The 20,045-nt window shown below is 45.6% G+C and carries 14 protein-coding genes; 11 read left to right on the forward strand and 3 right to left on the reverse strand.

Annotated elements, in window-relative coordinates; translation table 11 throughout:
- Positions 1 to 122 precede the first annotated feature (122 nt).
- Entirely contained in the window at positions 123 to 1,013 is an 891-nt protein-coding gene (nadC, locus tag AB4405_RS04845; protein WP_372059852.1) for a carboxylating nicotinate-nucleotide diphosphorylase, read from the reverse strand.
- A gap of 134 nt (positions 1,014 to 1,147) precedes the next feature.
- Here nadC and ampD point away from each other — a divergent pair, with 134 nt between their 5' ends.
- From ampD to lpdA, 5 genes are all read left to right on the forward strand, one after another.
- The gene (gene ampD / locus AB4405_RS04850) at positions 1,148 to 1,729 is read left to right on the forward strand and encodes a 1,6-anhydro-N-acetylmuramyl-L-alanine amidase AmpD (protein WP_372059853.1); all 582 of its coding nucleotides are present in this window, start codon (positions 1,148 to 1,150) and stop codon (positions 1,727 to 1,729) included.
- Between the two features lie 387 nt (positions 1,730 to 2,116).
- On the forward strand, positions 2,117 to 2,884 hold the full coding sequence (pdhR, locus tag AB4405_RS04855; protein WP_372059854.1) for a pyruvate dehydrogenase complex transcriptional repressor PdhR: 768 nt from the start codon (positions 2,117 to 2,119) through the stop codon (positions 2,882 to 2,884).
- A 55-nt stretch (positions 2,885 to 2,939) separates the two neighbouring features.
- The gene (aceE, locus tag AB4405_RS04860; RefSeq protein ID WP_372059855.1) at positions 2,940 to 5,603 is read left to right on the forward strand and encodes a pyruvate dehydrogenase (acetyl-transferring), homodimeric type; all 2,664 of its coding nucleotides are present in this window, start codon (positions 2,940 to 2,942) and stop codon (positions 5,601 to 5,603) included.
- A 26-nt stretch (positions 5,604 to 5,629) separates the two neighbouring features.
- Positions 5,630 to 7,531, forward strand: coding sequence for a pyruvate dehydrogenase complex dihydrolipoyllysine-residue acetyltransferase (gene aceF / locus AB4405_RS04865; protein WP_372059856.1), 1,902 nt, complete (start codon positions 5,630 to 5,632; stop codon positions 7,529 to 7,531).
- A 266-nt stretch (positions 7,532 to 7,797) separates the two neighbouring features.
- Positions 7,798 to 9,225 carry a dihydrolipoyl dehydrogenase gene (gene lpdA / locus AB4405_RS04870; protein ID WP_102469778.1) on the forward strand — a complete coding sequence of 476 codons (1,428 nt, stop codon included), beginning with the start codon at positions 7,798 to 7,800 and terminating at the stop codon, positions 9,223 to 9,225.
- 98 nt (positions 9,226 to 9,323) lie between these two features.
- On the opposite strand, the gene AB4405_RS04875 is transcribed toward lpdA, so the two are convergent.
- Entirely contained in the window at positions 9,324 to 9,944 is a 621-nt protein-coding gene (locus AB4405_RS04875) for a LuxR/HapR/OpaR family quorum-sensing transcriptional regulator (RefSeq protein ID WP_372059857.1), read from the reverse strand.
- Positions 9,945 to 10,428: 484 nt separating this feature from the next.
- Between AB4405_RS04875 and hpt the strand changes: the two genes are divergently transcribed.
- Positions 10,429 to 10,959: a hypoxanthine phosphoribosyltransferase gene (gene hpt, locus AB4405_RS04880; RefSeq protein ID WP_102469780.1), complete on the forward strand. Its 531-nt coding sequence runs from the start codon at positions 10,429 to 10,431 to the stop codon at positions 10,957 to 10,959.
- A gap of 55 nt (positions 10,960 to 11,014) precedes the next feature.
- Here the strand turns inward: hpt and can are convergent, their stop codons facing one another.
- Complete coding sequence (gene can, locus AB4405_RS04885; protein ID WP_102469781.1) at positions 11,015 to 11,674, reverse strand: carbonate dehydratase; 660 nt, start codon at positions 11,672 to 11,674, stop codon at positions 11,015 to 11,017.
- 235 nt (positions 11,675 to 11,909) lie between these two features.
- Here can and AB4405_RS04890 point away from each other — a divergent pair, with 235 nt between their 5' ends.
- The 5 genes from AB4405_RS04890 to hldE all read left to right on the forward strand — a co-directional run bounded on the left by AB4405_RS04890 (position 11,910) and on the right by hldE (position 20,024).
- Positions 11,910 to 13,583 carry a SulP family inorganic anion transporter gene (locus AB4405_RS04890; RefSeq protein ID WP_372059859.1) on the forward strand — a complete coding sequence of 558 codons (1,674 nt, stop codon included), beginning with the start codon at positions 11,910 to 11,912 and terminating at the stop codon, positions 13,581 to 13,583.
- A gap of 202 nt (positions 13,584 to 13,785) precedes the next feature.
- Entirely contained in the window at positions 13,786 to 14,706 is a 921-nt protein-coding gene (locus AB4405_RS04895; protein WP_102469782.1) for an ABC transporter ATP-binding protein, read from the forward strand.
- A 1-nt stretch (position 14,707) separates the two neighbouring features.
- Positions 14,708 to 15,478, forward strand: coding sequence for an ABC transporter permease (locus tag AB4405_RS04900; RefSeq protein WP_372059860.1), 771 nt, complete (start codon positions 14,708 to 14,710; stop codon positions 15,476 to 15,478).
- Positions 15,479 to 15,564: 86 nt separating this feature from the next.
- A complete protein-coding gene (gene glnE, locus AB4405_RS04905; protein ID WP_372059861.1) occupies positions 15,565 to 18,411 on the forward strand; it encodes a bifunctional [glutamate--ammonia ligase]-adenylyl-L-tyrosine phosphorylase/[glutamate--ammonia-ligase] adenylyltransferase in 2,847 nt (948 codons plus the stop codon).
- Between the two features lie 182 nt (positions 18,412 to 18,593).
- Positions 18,594 to 20,024: a bifunctional D-glycero-beta-D-manno-heptose-7-phosphate kinase/D-glycero-beta-D-manno-heptose 1-phosphate adenylyltransferase HldE gene (gene hldE, locus AB4405_RS04910; RefSeq protein WP_372059862.1), complete on the forward strand. Its 1,431-nt coding sequence runs from the start codon at positions 18,594 to 18,596 to the stop codon at positions 20,022 to 20,024.
- The last annotated feature ends 21 nt before the right edge of the window (positions 20,025 to 20,045 follow it).

A 20,045-nucleotide genomic window follows, 5' to 3' on the forward strand; every position in this document is an offset into this window, starting at 1 on the left:
ACAGGACCACAGGACCACAGACATAAAAAAAGCGAAGCCTCATTAGACTCCGCTCAGTTTATTTTTCCTCCAGGACCCAGGACCCAGGACCCAGGACCCAGGACCCTGCTCCTAAACCGCTCTTACCCTTTAAACCTCATCGACAAATCCATCGCTTTTAAATGCTTAGTCAATGCACCAACCGAAATGTAATCCACCCCTGTCTCAGCAAACTCTTTGATGGTATCCATCGTTACGTTCCCTGAATTTTCTAGTGCGGCGCGGCCTGCATTGATTGCTACCGCCTCACGCATCATCTCTTGAGTGAAGTTATCGAGCATGATGATATCAGCGCCGGCCTCGATAGCTTGTTTAAGCTCTGTTAGCGATTCGGTCTCTATTTCTACTGGTTTTCCCGGGTTCAATTGCTTAGCCGTTTCAATGGCCTTAGCGAGGCCTCCACAAGCAATGATGTGGTTTTCCTTAATTAGGTAAGCATCGAAGACGCCAATACGGTGGTTGTGACCACCGCCACAAGCAACAGCATATTTCAGCGCACTGCGTAAGCCTGGAATCGTTTTACGAGTATCAAGCAAGCGACACTGGGTGTGCGCTATTTTTTCCGCGTATTGGGCGGTAGTCGTCGCGCAACCAGACAGTGTTTGAATAAAGTTCATCGCATTACGTTCGCCCGTTAAAAGAATTCTCGCAGGGCCTGTCATGGTACAAAGGACTTGATTAGGCTCAACTTTATCGCCGTCGCTGACGTGCCAATCGATATTCACTTCACCACCCAGTTGCTTGAAGACTTCATCAGCCCACATCTGTCCACAAAAAATACCGTGCTCACGGGTAATAATGGTCGCCACGTTTTGGGTGTCGGCTGGGATTAAACTGGCCGTAATATCTGCGGTAACATCTAGCGTTCCACCCAAATCCTCACGAAGTGTATCGGCGACGGCACGGGTAATTTCGGTAGGGAGTTGTTGCTTTAAATACTCGAGGCGTTCTTGGCTATTATGTGTGTTTTTCATCGCTTAAGGCATCTGTATGGGGGAACAAAGTGGGCATGATACTCTGGCTTGTTTGGAATTTCAGCATCAATTCTCGCATTTTATTGGTTGTTGGATAAAATCATAGCCACCTAGCGTAGATGGATGCCGTTAATATGCAGAACACAGATAGACCACAAATGACCCCTTCCCGTTTATCTATTGATGAGCTTGGGTGGTATTTACCTGCACGGCAGGTGCCGTCACCGCATTTTGACGAGCGCGATGATGAACAAGATATCTCATTGCTGGTGGTCCACAACATCAGTTTGCCGCCGGGTCAGTTTGGTGGTGATCATATTGAGGCTTTTTTTCAAGGTCGTCTGGATGCGAGCCTTCATCCATTTTTCAAGGTTATTGAGCATGTACGGGTGTCTGCGCATTGTCTTATTCGCCGCGATGGTGAGGTGGTGCAATTTGTGCCTTTTACTGCTCGCGCTTGGCATGCTGGTGTCTCGAGTTTTGCCGGAAGATCGCGATGCAATGACTACTCTATTGGCATTGAGCTTGAGGGGACCGATTATCAGGCCTACACCGAAGCTCAGTACCTAAGTTTGGGTGCACTCAGTGCTGCCATTATGTCTCGTTATCCTAAAATCACTCCGCAACGCATTACAGGGCATCAATACATTGCGCCGTTGAGAAAGACCGATCCTGGCCTTGTCTTTGATTGGTCAAAATTCAAACAGCTAATGTAATAAAATATTAATCTCATCAATAGCTTGCCTAACATTAGAACGCTTTTATTTATTTTGTTACTCAAATTATAAATCCCCCCTTTCGCGACGTGACGTGGTTTTTGATATTGATCAAGTTTTCTTGTATGACAAATGTCTTTCTTAGTTATTGATTTTTAATGAGTTTTCTAGCACGAAAAATTCCCTATAGGTTTCGTGTATGTAATTGGTCTGACCATGGGTGTTGATGTTTTAATCTATAAATGTTTCATGGCTGTTAACGCAAGCCTGCTTCTATGATTTGAATCAATTTTTCACTAGACATTTACGTTTTAAATGTGTTAATTTTTAGCCCAACTTGAAATTGGTAATACCAATTGTCAGCATGAGAAAAGTAGAACTATAGACATGGCTTATCAAAGGATTCGTCAGCCCAAACTTTCGGATGTTATCGAACAGGAACTTGAGCGGTTGATCGTCGAAGGAACGCTTTCAGCAGGACAACAGCTCCCGCCTGAGCGTGAATTAGCAAAACAATTTGATGTTTCTCGACCTTCCATTCGAGAGGCAATTCAGCGCTTGGAAGCAAAGCGTTTGCTGACTCGCAGACAGGGTGGTGGAACGTTTGTAAGTGATAATATTTGGAAAAGTTTTTCAGATCCTTTGCTAGAGCTCCTATCTTCACATAATGAAACTCAGCTCGACTTGCTAGAAGCTCGTCATGCGATGGAAGGTATCTCTGCTTACTTTGCTGCACTACGTGGTACCGAAGAAGATTTTGCTCAAATAGAAAGCTGCTTAGAAAACATCAGTGAAGTGCAGGCAACAAAAAATGTAGATGCTGAAGCTTCTGCTGTGATGGCCTTTCTTATTGCTTTAACGGAAGCCGCCCATAATGTGGTGCTACTTCATATAGTGCGCAGCTTAGCTCCGCTACTTGAGCAAAATGTTCTACAGAATTTAAAGTTATTACATCGCCGCACAGAAGTGTCGGAGAAAGTCAGTAAACATAGAGCTAATATTGTGGATGCGATTGTTTCTGGTCAGCCAGAAAAGGCACGAGAAATGTCGCACTCTCATTTAGCGTATATCGAAGAAACATTGTTGGATTTGACTCGAGAAGAATCGCGCCGCGAGCGCTCTTTACGTCGAATTCAACAGGGTAATGAGTCGTAATTAAACGGCCCATTAAATGTTTAGTAGAATCCAACTAATAAAAGGATAGACCGCCATGTCTGACATGAAGCATGACGTTGATGCTCTAGAAACTCAAGATTGGTTAGAAGCACTAGAGTCAGTAGTACGCGAAGAAGGCGTTGAACGTGCACAATATTTACTAGAACAAGTTCTAGACAAAGCACGTTTAGACGGCGTTGATATGCCAACCGGCATCAACACGAACTACATCAACACCATCCCAGCAGCACAAGAGCCAGCTTACCCTGGTGACGTCACTCTTGAGCGTCGTATTCGTTCGATTATTCGCTGGAACGCAATCATGATCGTATTGCGTGCTTCTAAGAAAGACCTAGACCTTGGTGGTCACATGGCTTCTTACCAGTCAGCTGCAGCGTTCTACGAAGTCTGTTTCAACCACTTCTTCCGTGCTCCAAATGAGACGGACGGTGGCGATCTCGTTTATTACCAAGGTCACATCTCTCCAGGTATCTACTCTCGTGCATTCGTTGAAGGTCGTCTAACTGAAGAACAGCTAGATAACTTCCGTCAAGAAGTGGATGGTAAAGGTATCCCTTCTTACCCGCACCCGAAACTGATGCCTGAGTTCTGGCAGTTCCCGACAGTATCTATGGGTCTTGGTCCTATCTCTGCGATCTACCAAGCGCGCTTCCTTAAGTACCTTGACGGCCGTGGCCTGAAAGAAACCTCAGCGCAGCGCGTATACGCGTTCCTAGGTGATGGTGAGATGGATGAGCCAGAATCACGTGGTGCTATCTCTTTCGCTGCACGTGAGAAGCTAGACAACCTATGTTTCCTAATTAACTGTAACCTACAGCGCCTAGACGGCCCTGTAATGGGTAACGGTAGCATCATCCAAGAACTTGAAGGCCTATTCAAAGGCGCAGGTTGGAACGTTGTTAAAGTTATCTGGGGTAGCAACTGGGATTCTCTACTAGCTAAAGACACGACTGGTAAGCTTCTTCAACTTATGAACGAAACTATCGATGGTGACTACCAGACATTCAAATCTAAAGATGGCGCATACGTACGTGAGCACTTCTTTGGTAAGTACCCAGAAACAGCTGCACTAGTTGCAGACATGACTGATGACGAAATCTTCGCGCTTAAGCGTGGTGGTCATGACTCTTCTAAACTGTTTGCTGCATTCAACAATGCAAAAGAGACAAACGGTAAGCCAACGGTAATCCTAGCTAAGACTGTTAAAGGTTACGGCATGGGTGATGCAGCTGAAGGTAAGAATATTGCACACGGTGTTAAGAAAATGGACATGACTCATGTTCAACACCTACGTGATCGTCTAGGCCTAGAAGACATTCTTTCTGATGAGAAAATCACAGAGCTTCCTTACCTTAAGTTAGAAGAAGGTACGCCTGAGTACGAATACATGCACGCTCGTCGTAACGCTCTACACGGTTACACGCCTGCTCGTCTTCCTAAGTTTACTCAAGAGTTCAAGGTTCCTGAGCTAGACGCATTCGCCCCTCTACTAGGTGAGCAGAAGCGTGATATCTCTACAACGATGGCTTATGTACGTACGCTAAACATCCTTCTTAAAGATAAGAACATTGGTAAGAACATCGTTCCTATCATCTGTGATGAAGCTCGTACATTCGGTATGGAAGGTCTATTCCGTCAGGTTGGTATCTACAACCCACACGGTCAAGAATACACACCTGAAGATAAAGGCATTGTTTCTTACTACAAAGAAGCAACGTCTGGTCAAGTTCTTCAAGAAGGTATCAACGAACTAGGTTCTATGGCTTCATGGGTTGCGGCTGCAACGTCATACAGCACAAACGATCTACCGATGATCCCGTTCTACATCTACTACTCAATGTTCGGTTTCCAACGTATTGGCGACATGGCTTGGTTAGCAGGCGACCAACAAGCTCGTGGCTTCCTACTAGGTGCGACTGCAGGTCGTACAACACTGAATGGTGAAGGTCTACAGCACGAAGATGGTCACTCGCACATTCAAGCGAACACTATCCCTAACTGTATCTCTTACGACCCAACGTTTGCTTACGAGCTAGCGGTTATCATGCAAGACGGTATCCGTCGCATGTACGGTGAGAACCAAGAGAACGTTTACTACTACCTAACAGTAATGAACGAGAACTACGCAATGCCAGCAATGCCAGAAGGCGCTGAAGAAGGCATTCGTAAGGGTATCTACAAGCTTGAATCTCACGCTGGTGCTAAGGGCAAAGTTCAACTAATGAGCTCTGGTACTATCATGAATGAAGCACGTAAAGCGGCTGAGATTCTAAGCGAAGAGTACGGCGTAGCCTCTGATGTGTTCTCTGTGACGTCGTTCAACGAGTTGACTCGCGATGGCCAAAACGTAGAGCGTGACAACATGCTTCACCCAGAAGCTGAAGAGAAAGTACCGTACATCACGACTGTTCTTGGTCAAGAACCTGCAATCGCAGTGACTGACTACATGAAGAACTACGCTGAGCAAGTACGTGCGTACATGCCAACTGAGTCTTACAAAGTACTTGGTACAGATGGTTTCGGCCGCTCTGACAGCCGTGCAAACCTACGTCGTCACTTCGAAGTTAACGCTGGCTACATTGTTGTCGCAGCGCTAACTGAGCTAGTTAAACGTGGTGATATTGAGAAATCTGTGGTTGCTGAAGCGATCGCTAAATTCGATATCGACACTGAAAAAACTAACCCGCAATACGCATAAGACTTCCATTAAGATAGGAAAACACAATGACAATCGAAATTAATGTACCAGACATCGGTGCAGATGAGGTTGAAGTAACTGAGATTCTAGTAAACGTTGGCGACAAGGTTGAAGAAGAGCAGTCACTGATCACTGTTGAAGGCGACAAAGCTTCTATGGAAGTTCCTGCGTCTCAAGCGGGTATCGTTAAAGAGATCAAAATAGCAGAAGGTGATTCAGTTTCTACTGGTTCTCTTATCATGATCTTTGAAGAGGCAGGCTCTCCTGCGGAAGGTGCAGCAGCACCGGCTGCGCCAGCAGTTGAAGCGGCGGCACCCGTTGCTGCTGCACCTGCGGCCGCTGAACTTAAAGAAGTTCACGTTCCAGATATCGGCGGTGATGAAGTTGAAGTCACTGAAATCATGGTCGCTATCGGTGATGCAGTAGAAGAAGAGCAATCGCTTCTTACTGTTGAAGGTGACAAGGCTTCAATGGAAGTGCCTGCACCATTCGCTGGTATCGTTAAAGAAATCAAGATCGCTTCTGGTGACTCAGTATCAACTGGTTCTCTAGTCATGGTATTTGAAGTTGCAGGTTCTGGCGCTCCAGTTGCAGCCGCTCCTGCTCCAGCAGCGGCCCCTGTTGCAGCAGCTCCAGCTGCTTCTGCTGAAAAAGAAGTCAACGTACCAGATATCGGTGGTGACGAAGTAGAAGTTACTGAAATCATGGTAGCGGTTGGCGATACAGTAGAAGAAGAGCAATCTCTAATTACTGTTGAAGGTGACAAAGCTTCAATGGAAGTGCCTGCACCATTCGCTGGTACAGTGAAAGAAATCAAGATTGCAGCTGGCGATACCGTGTCAACTGGCTCTCTAATCATGACGTTTGTCGTTGAAGGCGCAGCTCCTGTTGCAGCACCGGCACAAGCAGCCGCTCCAGCGGCGGCACCTGCCGCATCGGCGGACCGTCCTAAATCAGAAGCACCTGCAGCGGCTGGCGACTTCCAAGAGAACGGTGACTACGCGCACGCTTCTCCAGTTGTTCGTCGTCTTGCTCGTGAATTTGGCGTTAACCTGTCGAAGGTGAAAGGTTCAGGTCGTAAGAGCCGCATTCTGAAAGAAGACGTTCAGTCTTACGTTAAAGAGGCGCTTAAGCGTCTTGAGTCTGGTGCAGCAGCATCTGGCAAAGGCGGTGACGGCTCTGCTCTTGGTCTGCTTCCATGGCCTAAGGTTGATTTCAGCAAGTTTGGTGATACTGAGATCCAGAAGCTTTCTAAGATTAAGAAAATTTCTGGTGCTAACTTGCACCGTAACTGGGTAATGATTCCACATGTTACTCAGTGGGACAACGCAGATATCACAGCGCTTGAAGCATTCCGTAAAGAGCAAAACGCGATTGAAGCGAAGCGAGATACGGGCATGAAGATCACACCACTTGTGTTCATCATGAAAGCGGTCGCTAAAGCACTTGAAGCGTTCCCAACGTTTAACTCTTCTCTATCTGATGACGGCGAAAGCATTATTCTGAAGAAGTATGTGAATGTTGGTATTGCGGTTGATACGCCAAATGGCTTGGTTGTTCCTGTCTTTAAGGATGTGAACAAGAAAGGCATTTACGAGTTGTCTGAAGAGCTAGCCGTGATTTCTAAGAAAGCACGTTCTGGTAAGCTGACAGCTGGCGATATGCAAGGCGGTTGTTTCACTATCTCTAGCCTTGGTGGTATTGGTGGTACGGCATTTACGCCAATCGTCAATGCACCAGAAGTGGGTATCCTAGGGGTATCTAAGTCTGAAATGAAACCGGTATGGAATGGCAAAGAGTTTGAGCCACGCCTACAACTCCCATTGTCTCTATCATACGACCACCGTGTGATTGATGGCGCGGAAGGTGCGCGTTTCATTACTTACCTAAATGCTTGCTTGAGCGATATTCGTCGCTTGGTACTATAAGCAAAGGTTAGAAAGTAGGGCGGCTAAAATAGTCGCCCTTATTTACGATATTCAATGACAATTTGATGATACTGTAATTTTTACAAATCGAATTGCTGTCTAGCTCACAGGCTAAATTGATTTACTTTTCACACCATTAACATCTCTGTAAACTGTTGGCGGTCTGACGTTGCATTGTTTAAGTGATTTTTATTTTAAACAACGCCTCAAAATAAGAAATCAATACCCACTCAGCCTGTTAGGGATAATGACTACAAGAGGTCAAAATGAGCAAAGAAATTAAAGCCCAAGTGGTAGTACTTGGTGCCGGTCCTGCTGGTTACTCCGCTGCATTCCGTTGTGCCGATTTAGGCCTAGAAACGGTTCTAATCGAGCGTTATAGCACGCTTGGTGGTGTATGTTTGAACGTGGGTTGTATCCCATCTAAAGCACTACTTCACGTATCTAAAGTTATCGAAGAAGCGAAAGCACTTGCTGAGCATGGCATCGTATTTGGTGAGCCACAAACGGACATCGATAAGATCCGTCTTTGGAAAGAAAAAGTTATTAGTCAACTTACCGGTGGTCTTGGCGGTATGGCTAAGATGCGTAAAGTGACGGTAGTGAACGGCTTAGGTCAGTTTACTGGTCCTAACTCTATCGATGTTGATGGCGAAGATGGCAAAACAACGGTTAACTTTGATAATGCGATCGTAGCCGCAGGCTCTCGCCCTATTAAGTTACCGTTCATTCCGCATGAAGACCCACGTATTTGGGATTCAACGGATGCGCTAGAGCTTAAAGAAGTTCCTGGAAAACTGCTTATCATGGGCGGTGGTATCATCGGTCTAGAAATGGCGACGGTTTACCATTCACTAGGTTCTAAGATCGACGTTGTTGAGATGTTCGATCAACTGATTCCTGCTGCTGATAAAGACATGGTTAAGGTTTACACCAAGCGCATTAAAAACAAGTTTAACTTGATGCTTGAAACCAAAGTGACGGCTGTTGAAGCGAAAGAAGACGGTATCTACGTTTCAATGGAAGGCAAAAAAGCACCAGCAGAAGCTGAGCGTTATGATGCGGTTCTTGTTGCGATTGGTCGTGTGCCAAACGGTAAGCTTTTGGATGCTGAAAAAGCGGGTATTGAAGTGGATGAGCGCGGCTTTATCAATGTTGATAAGCAAATGCGCACTAATGTACCTCATATCCACGCTATCGGTGATATCGTTGGTCAGCCAATGCTTGCGCACAAAGGTGTGCACGAAGGCCACGTAGCGGCAGAGGTTATCTCTGGTAAGAAGCACTACTTTGATCCGAAAGTCATCCCGTCGATTGCTTATACCGAGCCAGAAGTTGCGTGGGTAGGTAAGACTGAAAAAGAAGCGAAAGCAGAAGGTCTAAACTACGAAACAGCAAGCTTCCCTTGGGCAGCATCAGGCCGTGCGATTGCTTCTGATTGTGCTGATGGTATGACTAAGCTTATCTTCGACAAAGACACACACCGTGTGATTGGTGGTGCTATTGTTGGTACTAACGGTGGTGAATTACTAGGTGAAATTGGTCTAGCTATCGAGATGGGTTGTGATGCAGAAGATATCGCACTGACCATTCATGCTCACCCAACCTTGCACGAGTCAGTGGGTCTTGCCGCTGAAGTCTTTGAAGGTACGATTACTGACCTTCCGAATGCAAAGGCGAAGAAAAAGAAATAATCACCTTTCTTCATGATACAAAAAACCGCTCTTAAGAGCGGTTTTTTTACGTTTCTAAACTAGGTAAGACTACCTTTATCTATTGTTAGATGGGCGTCTTAATGATGTGCAACGTCTTTGTAGATACACACCATATTCATGTAACAATCCGTTAAAGACTTAATACTGTCACTGTCTTTATTACGATTTGCCTCAATGAATAGCGAATAACAAATCCCGTGGAAAAGACTCGTCAGATGTTTGGGTTCATGATGAGGGCAGACCTCACCACGCTCAATGGATTTAATGAACATATTCTCAACAAGCGCTTGGCTCGTTTTATTTGACGACATAAACAGTGGCCAAACTTCATCACGAGTTGACGTACTCCACTCAAACCATACCTTATTCCAATGACAATCTTCCATAACTAGGTCAACGACATTGTCGAGGATATTCGTTAGGTTCTCTTTGATAGTGACATCGAGATCAATGGTGTTAGATAAAAAGTTAGAATGTTGACAGACGACATGATTGAGCACTTCGTCGACGAGGTCTTCTCTGGTTGGGAAGTAGTTGAAAACTGTAGCAACAGAAACCTGAGCAATTTCCGCAATATCAGCGTGTCCACCACGGCCAATCCCACGTGTCGCAAATACTTCTAAGGCTATCTCCATGAGTTGCAGTTTACGCTTCTGAGGAGATAGGCGGGTTCTAGGTCTTTTAATGATTGAGTCCATGTTATTTCCTTGCCAATGTTGTTTGAGCATATGACGTAAATGCTCTTATTGTGATGCCGAGTCAGATGTCCGCAATGGGAGATGACTAAAGAAAGACGAGGTGACTTTCATTATATCGATTTCCATTTTGGAAATTTACCGCTTGGCTTTTTCTTTTAAGTGATAAGTGTAATGGTGCATATATAGGTTGGTCAATGCACATTCACTGATAATTATGATAATTAGTGCTTATTTACCTGCACATCACACTTTTTTTGAAAGTGTAATTTTTTTTCAACAGGTTACGTTAACAAGGAGCCTCATGTGGTTTAGACCACATGAGGCTGGTAGGGGGAAATAGCCTTGGTTTTTATCGAAAGGCATAAAGTGTTACCATACGGCCACTTTAAAAACGACTCTCCTAATCCTGATAGCTGGCCAGTATCAACAGAGATACCTGCCTAGGGTGACATGGTTGGAGTTAACAACAAAAATAGAGATCGATATGAAACATACCATTGAAGTGATGATTTCTGAGAAAGAAGTACATGACCGTGTTCAAGTCTTAGGTAAGGAAATTACCGAGTACTATAAAGGCAGCGAAGACCTTGTTATGGTCGGCTTGTTGAGAGGTTCGTTCGTCTTTATGGCTGACCTAGCGCGTGCTATTGATATTACGCACTCAGTCGATTTCATGACCGCATCTAGTTACGGTAATACCATGGAAAGCTCTCGTGATGTTCGTATCTTGAAAGATCTTGATGACGATATCAAAGGTAAAGATATCCTGTTGGTTGAAGACATTATTGATACTGGCAATACGTTAACGAAAGTGAAAGAGATACTTTCTTTACGTGAGCCGAAATCTATCCAGATCTGTACCTTGCTCGATAAACCGTCTCGCCGTGAGGTTCCTGTTGATGTGAAATGGATTGGCTTTGGTATTCCAGACGAGTTTGTTGTCGGTGTGGGTATTGATTACGCGCAGAAGTACCGTCACTTACCTTACATTGGTAAGGTTGTACCGCAAGAATAATAAAATGCCCACAGAAGTGGGCATTTTTACAATAGTGGTACTGTTGGGAATCGAGTTACTTCAGTACTTCACTATTGAGAATTTTTGCCATCGCGGCTTGATAGTTGACTTCGAGAGTTTCGCGGCTATAACAACGAACGCCTAGGTCTTGCAGCTTGCCATCACCGATGCCGTAAACCACGCCATGGATTTCAGTATCTTGTCCACGCTCCCATGCGCCCTGCATGACCGTTGAGTTACCGAGGTTGTATACCTGCTCAGCAACGTTGATTTCACATAGCTTATCGGCTCGCATGTCTTGCGGCAGCTCACCGAGCCAATTTCTATGTTTTAGGTATAAATCACGAATGTGCAGCAGCCAGTTGTTGATGAGCCCAAGTTGTGGATTATCGATGGCAGCATTGACACCGCCACATCCATAGTGCCCGCAAACAATAATATGCTTCACTTTCAACACGTCTACCGCATATTGCACAACGGATAAGCAGTTGAGGTCAGTATGGATCACTTGGTTTGCTACATTACGGTGTACGAAGAGTTCGCCAGAATACAAACCGGTAAGGCGCTCTGCTGGGACACGGCTATCTGAACAACCGATCCAAAGAAACCCAGGGTTCTGACCTTCTTCTAGCTTGGCAAAGTACGCGGGGCGTTCTGCTCTAATTTGCTCTGACCATTTTGAGTTATTGTCAAAGAGTTGTTTGATTTCTGGCATGGTTATTCCTTTAAGTGACTTAAATCACTATACACAATGTTACAATTTGAATCCCGTAAAAGTTATGTCAAAAAGCACTCATCTGACGTCTTCATGCACCGAAAATCAGCGACTTACACATTAAGTTTCGTTTTGAATATGAGTTATAACAATTGAATCAATTCATAACACTTCTTCATGGATGCTTACGTTTGATATTGTACGGCGATTTTTGATGTATTGAACAGGGATGGCTATGCAGTTAACACATCGTTTTAGTGACATGAGTTTGAAAGGAGATCTCTTTGGCGGTGTTACTACCGCAATCATCTCGCTGCCCCTCGCACTAGCGTTTGGGGTCGCATCGGGCGCGGGCGCAGAGGCAGGATTGTGGGGCGCCATTATGGTTGGCCTGTTTGCCTCGTTATTTGGCGGCTCATCAACGTTAATCTCTGAGCCTACAGGGCCAATGACCGTGATTATGACGGCGGTGCTAACCAGTATGATGGCTAAGTACCCAGAGACCGGGCTGGCCATGACTTTTACGGTCGTAATGATGGCTGGGGCGTTCCAAATGTTGCTGGGCACATTGCGACTGGGGAAATACGTCACGCTTATGCCATATAGCGTCGTGTCCGGTTTTATGTCGGGCATTGGCGTTATCTTGATTATTCTTCAGTTTGCTCCTTTACTCGGACAGGCTGCGCCGGCTGGTGGGGTGATCGGCACGCTGCAAGCGGTTCCTGATATTTTCGCGCAGCTGGATATTGCCGAACTATTTCTTGGCCTGTTGACGCTGGCGATTTTATTTTTCTTTCCTAAGCGGTATCAAAAATATGTTCCGCCACAACTGGTCGCACTCGTAGCGGTCACCTTATTGTCGGTGGTGTTTTTTGATTCAGACAGTATACGTCGTATAGGCGAAATTCCTGCAGGGCTCCCTACCCTTGTGATGCCTTATATCAATGCCGATATGTTGACTACGATGGTGATTGATGCGCTCGTACTTGGCACGTTGGGGTGTATTGATACCCTATTGACCGCCGTGATTGGAGACTCTTTGACTCGTAAAGAACATGACTCCGATAAGGAGTTGCGGGGTCAAGGTCTAGCGAACTTAGTTGCTGGACTTTTTGGGGCGCTTCCTGGTGCAGGCGCGACCATGGGAACCGTGACTAATATCCAAGTTGGGGCTCGTTCACCATTGTCTGGTGTGGTTCGTGCCATGGTATTAGCGTTAGTCGTTTTGGTGGCTGGTGGGCTAACTGAACCGATCCCAATGGCTGTTTTGGCGGGTATTGCCGTGTTTGTTGGGTTCAATATATTGGACTGGAGCTTCATCCAGCGAGCTCATAAAGTCAGCCTTCAAGGCATGGCAATCATGTACGGTGTGATGTTATTAACGGTGTTCGTTGATCTCATTGTTGCCGTCGGGCTAGGGGTGTTTATCTCCAATATCATTATTATTGAGCGCTTAAGCCGTGAGCAAGCTCGCCAAGTTAAAGCCATTAGTGACGCAGATGAAGATGATGTGCCGCTGACAGCGAATGAACGTCGTTTGCTAGAGCAAGCCAACGGCAAAATATTATTTTTCTATCTATCGGGGCCGATGATATTCAGTGTCTCAAAAGCCATTTCTCGCCAACATTCAAGTATCGCCGATTACGAAGCAATGATTCTCGATCTGACGGATGTGCCTATGATTGATGTCACCGTCGGGCTTGCCCTTGAAAATGCGATTAAAGATGCACTGGATGCCAACTGTAGGGTGTATTTACTTTGTCCTAATGAACAAACACAACAGCAATTAGATAAGTTCCACATTATTGATTTGGTGCCTGACAGCAACATCTACCCCTCAAGAGAGCTCGCATTGAGTGCCGCTTCACGTGCGCTTGCGACAAGCCCACTTACACAGGATAACGAATGAGGTTGCGTATACGATTGTTATTTTTCGACAGCAATATGAGTGAAGCAAGGGAGGCATAGATTCAAACGGATTGTACGCTTACTATTGAAAAGAGAGCGACGCGCCATCATGTTGGTGGGAGATAAATAACCACGACTTCTTTATTTTTCGATATAATCGGAATTGTCAAAACATCCTAGTCTGATCACAATCGGTGCACAGCATGTACGCATTAGAAATAGAACAACTCCGCAAGACCTATGCAGGTGGGTTTGAGGCGCTCAAAGGTGTAAGCCTGACCGTAGAGCAAGGGGACTTTTACGCCTTGCTTGGCCCAAATGGTGCCGGGAAATCGACCACAATTGGTATTATTACATCGCTAGTAAACAAAACCTCTGGTGGTGTAAAAGTGTTTGGTTATAACATCGATAACCAACTCGAGCAGGCAAAGCAGCAGCTCGGCCTTGTACCACAAGAATTTAACTTCAATCCATTTGAGACCGTGCAGCAAATCGTATTGCAACAAGCTGGTTATTATGGTGTCCCGCGTGATCTTGCTAAGCAGCGTGCGCAAAAATACCTAACACAATTAGATTTGTGGGAGAAAAAAGATGAACGTGCACGCCACCTATCGGGGGGCATGAAGCGTCGCTTAATGATTGCACGGGCATTGATGCATGAACCCAAGCTTCTGATCCTTGATGAACCAACCGCTGGTGTTGATATTGAGCTGCGTCGCTCTATGTGGGATTTTCTAAAAGAGATTAACAAGCAAGGTATTACCATTATTTTGACCACGCATTACCTAGAAGAGGCTGAATTGCTGTGCCGAAATATCGGTATTATTCAAAGTGGCGAGTTGATCGAAAATACCTCGATGAAGTCATTATTGAACAAACTTCATGTCGAGACCTTTATTTTTGATATTGCCGATAATCATGACATACCAGTACTTTCAGGTGTGACGGCTCAGCATATGGTGAATGGTTCGCTGGAGATTGAACTAGAAAAAACACAAGGACTGAATCACGTGTTTGAGCAACTGACTCAAGCGGGTATCACTGTATTATCAATGCGAAACAAAGCGAACCGACTTGAAGAGTTGTTTGTCTCGATTGTTCGTAAACCGCAACAGGAGCAGTAGTATGCACACTCTTTACTGGACTGCGTTTAAGAGCTTACTCACGAAAGAGATCAACCGTTTTACGCGTATTTGGGTACAGACCTTAGTACCACCCGCGATCACGATGACATTGTATTTTATTATTTTTGGCAGCTTGATTGGATCTCGAATTGGTCAAATGGGTGGGTTTAGTTACATGGAGTACATCGTCCCTGGCCTTATCATGATGTCGGTGATTACTAACTCTTACTCTAACGTTGCCTCCTCCTTTTTTAGTGCTAAGTTTCAAAAAAATATTGAAGAGCTGCTGGTCGCGCCCGTCCCTAATTATGTGATTATTGCTGGGTTTGTGATGGGCGGTGTGGTTCGCGGTCTGCTTGTTGGTACGATCGTGACGTTTGTATCGCTTTTCTTTGTTGATCTTCAGGTACAGCATTGGGGCATCATTATCGCGACGGTATTCTTAACCTCGGTCGTATTTTCTCTTGGTGGACTAATCAACGCGGTATTTGCAAAAACGTTTGATGATATCTCTATTATTCCAACGTTTATTTTAACGCCATTGACGTATCTAGGCGGTGTATTCTATTCAATCAGTCTCTTACCTGAATTCTGGCAAGGTATATCTAAAATCAATCCGATTGTTTATATGGTCAATGCCTTCCGTTATGGATTCTTAGGGGTATCCGATGTCGGGATTGTGACTTCATTTGGCGTACTCTTAGTGTTTATCGTGGTACTTTATGGGGTAGCACATTATTTAGTAACAAAAGGGATTGGCCTTCGAAGCTAATCGCTTGAATCAATTACTGAACTGATAAATTAAATGGTGGCGAATGAGTCACCATTTTTGTTTTTGGGTCGAGACAAGGACGACGAATGCAACTGCCAGCATCATTAGAATTACATACTCAACAGTCAATTGAGCGAATCCACGAACGATATGTAGACGCTTCGCATTGGCCTGCCACGCGTTTAGAGCAACTGCAACGTGTGTTGTCAATCAGCGAATTTGTTGAAGAAGCATTATTGAAAGATGAGGTTCTATTTCAACAGTTACCACAAATGCTCGAGCATCCAGAGCGCGCTGAATCTTACCGTGAGCACCTACGCACCGTGTTGTCGGCGTGCTCGATTGAAACCGATGGCCACCGTGAATTACGACGCTTTCGTAACCGTGAAATGACGTATATTGCGTGGCGTGACATGGTGGGCGACTGGACGCTAGAAGAGAGCTTGCAGCATTTATCGATGCTTGCAGAAGCCATGATATTTGAGACGTACCGCTGGCAGTATCAGGTATGTTGCAATGAGTGGGGAACCCCTTGCAATGCCGAAGGCGAAGCACAGCCAATGCTCATTATCGGAATGGGCAAGCTAGGCGGTGGTGAACTGAATTTCTCATCCGATATCGATTTGATTTTTACCTACCCAGAAAATGGTGAAACGCAGGGCGCACGACGCTCCATTGCTAATGCGCAGTTCTTTACTCGTTTAGGCCAGCGTATCATCAAGGCTTTGGATCAGCAGACCTTCGACGGTTTTTGTTACCGTGTGGATATGCGCCTTCGCCCCTTTGGTGAAAGTGGGCCGCTGGTGATGAGTTATGCCGCTCTTGAAGATTACTACCAAGAGCAAGGTCGAGACTGGGAGCGTTACGCCATGATAAAAGCTCGGGTAATGGGGAGTGAGATGTATCCTGAATACCAAGAGCTGCGCCAAATGTTGCGTCCGTTTGTGTTCCGCCGCTATATTGATTTTAGTGCGATCCAATCCTTACGCCGTATGAAATCGATGATCAGCAGTGAGGTGAGACGTCGTGGACTTGGCAATAATATCAAGCTGGGGCCTGGCGGGATTCGTGAGGTTGAGTTTATTGCACAAGTTTTTCAGCTTATTCGTGGTGGTCGAGAACCTAGCTTGCGAGGACGCGGGTTACTTGAAACGCTCGATGCCATTGAAACCCTCGCACTACTTGAGAAAAAAGAAGTGATGCACCTGCGAGAGGCTTACTGTTTCTTAAGACGTCAAGAAAACTTACTGCAAGCCATGGCGGATAAACAAACACAAACATTGCCAGAGAAAGAGACGGACCAAATCAAGCTCGCGTTTGCGATAGGGTTTGAGTCTTGGGATCTCATGCTGGAGGCGACGTCTCAACATATGCTTAACGTTCATTGCGTGTTTGGTGATCTGATTGGTGAAGATGAAGAAGAAACGCCGAGTCCAGTACAGAAGCACTTCCATGAATTATGGGATATGGTGCATGATCCTGAAGTCGTCGAACACATTCTTGAGCATGACTTGAACCTTGATAATGCAGATGTAAAGCGAAGCACGATTTGCCAATTTAAAAAAGATTTGGCGAAGAAAACCTTAGGGCCTCGAGGTCGAGAGGTGCTGAATCGCCTAATGCCTAAGGTATTCAGTGCTATTTATGCCCATAAAGATGCCGAGTTTGGTTTATCTCGAGTGCTGCATGTCTTGCATCGCATCGTCACTCGAACGACGTACCTTGAGTTATTAGATGAGCACCCAGCCGCGCTGGTTCAATTAGTTCGTTTATGCACAGCAAGCCCTATGATTTCAGAGCAGCTGGGTCGTTATCCTATTCTTCTTGATGAATTGCTTGATCCGTCTCATTTGTATAACCCTGTTCCTTTAGCGTCGTATAAAACAGAGCTTAGAGATTACCTTGCTCGTATCCCTGAAGAGGATATGGAACAGCAAATGGAAGCACTGCGCCAGTTTAAGCAAACCTGTATTTTGCGGATTGCGGCGGCGGATATTGCAGGGGTTCTGCCTGTGATGAAAGTGAGTGATCACCTAACGTACTTAGCCGAGGCCATTGTTGAAGCTGGTGTGAACCAAGCCTGGCAACAAATGGCGGAGAAGTTTGGAGAGCCGACTCATATCAAAGATCGCGGGAGCAATGGCTTTGCTGTGATTGGCTATGGCAAGGTGGGTGGTTGGGAGCTTGGATATAACTCCGACCTTGATATCGTCTTTATGCACGACTGTCCTGTGAATGTGTATACCGACGGTAAAAAAGAGATTGATGGCCGACAATTTTATCTACGCTTAGCTCAGCGTATTATTCATATCTTCTCGACGCGTACTGCGTCAGGTATTTTGTATGAAGTCGATACGCGTCTTCGTCCGTCTGGTGTCTCTGGCTTACTGGTGAGTCCGACAGAGGCATTTGATGAGTATCAGCATAATGATGCTTGGACATGGGAGCATCAAGCATTGGTTCGCACGCGGCTAATATATGGTGATGAACTACTGCATCAAGCCTTTAACCACACGCGTGTGGACGTATTGAGTAAGCCGCGTGATGCTGAAGAACTTAAACCCAAGGTGGTTGAAATGCGTGAAAAAATGCGCGCTCATCTTGGTGGAAAAAAAGCCGGGCGCTTTATGTTAAAGCAAGACCCCGGTGGTATTACCGACATTGAATTTCTGGCGCAATACCTAGTGCTACGTTTTAGTCATGAGAAACCAAAGCTGACTCGTTGGTCGGACAATGTTCGAATTTTTGAAAGCATGCTCCAGCAAGGAGTCATGGACGAAGAACAAGTGATGACATTAACCCGAGCCTACACAACGCTACGAGATGAAATCCATCATCGTAATTTGTTAAATTTGGATGCCGATGTGGCAGACGATAAGCTACTTGAAGAGCGAGAAGCGGTTAGGCAAGCATGGCAACAATGGATGACTTGACCACTGGAGTTTGGTGTCAGCCCTAAGAGTTGTGCTACTATCTTTTCAAAGTCTTAAATTCGTATTGTGATGCTTTATCCGTTGATAATTCATGTCGATACCGTGATGAGATGCCGTAACATAAAGAACAATTATAGCCTGGGAGCAAAAGCCCCCCCAGGCTTGTTATTTGGAGTGAGAGAATGAAACCCATCCTACCTAATTACAGCGATTCAGGTGTACTGATTGTTGGTGATGTTATGCTGGATAGATACTGGTATGGCCCAACAGGGCGTATTTCACCTGAAGCGCCAGTACCTGTAGTGAAAGTAGAAAACAACGAAGAGCGTCCAGGTGGTGCTGCCAACGTTGCGATGAATATTGCTTCGCTAGGCGGTCACGCACACACGATAGGGCTTGTTGGCAAAGATGAGCCGGCTAAAGTGTTGACCGATACGTTGTCGTCATTACATGTGACATGCGACTTCGTTGAGCTTGCCGATTACCCAACCATCACAAAACTACGCGTGTTAAGTCGTGGTCAGCAACTCATACGTTTAGACTTCGAAGATAAATTTGAAGGTACCGACCCTGCGTTAGTATTGAACAAGATGAAGACTGCTTTGCCTAATGTTAAAGCAGTGGTGCTATCTGATTACGCTAAGGGTGCCCTAGAGCATGTACAAGCGTACATCCAGCAAGCGAAAGCGGCGGGTGTCCCGGTATTCATTGATCCGAAAGGTGCCGATTTCGAGCGTTACCGCGGTGCAACATTGCTGACGCCCAACATGCTTGAATTTGAAACGGTTGTCGGCAAAGTTAAAAATGACCAAGAGCTCGTTGAAAAAGGTTGTGCGTTAATCGAAGAGTTCGATTTTGAAGCCCTACTAGTGACACGTAGCGAACATGGTATGACGCTGTTACGTCGCAACGAAGCACCATTTCATTTGCCGACTCAAGCCAAAGAAGTGTTTGATGTGACGGGGGCCGGTGATACGGTTATTTCTGTCTTAGCCGCTTCTGTTGCGGCAGGTAAGCCATTAGATGAAGCGTGTGCATTAGCAAATGCGGCCGCTGGTGTTGTAGTTGGTAAATTGGGTACATCTACGCTATCAACGATTGAACTTGCCGAGGCGGTACATGGCAGTCAGGATACTGACTTTGGTGTTATTAGTGAGTCCGCTCTAATTGAAGCGGTGAAAAAAGCACGTTCGAAAGGTGAGAAAGTCGTTATGACGAATGGCTGTTTTGACATTCTTCATGCGGGGCACGTGTCGTATCTTAATCACGCGGCTGAGCTAGGTGATCGCCTTATTGTTGCCGTTAACACGGATGAATCAGTTCGAGCGCTAAAAGGTCCTGGACGCCCAGTCAACCCAACAGATCGCCGCATGGCGGTGCTAGCAGGTTTAGGTGCGGTAGATTGGGTCGTTCCTTTCTCAGAAGAAACACCACAACGATTAATTGCTGAGGTTTTACCAAGTTTGTTGGTGAAAGGTGGCGATTATAAACCGGAAGAGATTGCTGGCGGAATCGAAGTGATTGCCGCTGGTGGTGAAGTTAAAGTCCTTAACTTTGAAGATGGCTGTTCTACAACAGAAATCATTGAGGCGATTAAAGGTGGGCAAGGCTAACGCTTTGTTTAATAATATATA

This window comes from Vibrio sp. 10N.261.51.F12, assembly GCF_041471725.1.
In the GTDB taxonomy this organism is placed as follows: domain Bacteria; phylum Pseudomonadota; class Gammaproteobacteria; order Enterobacterales; family Vibrionaceae; genus Vibrio.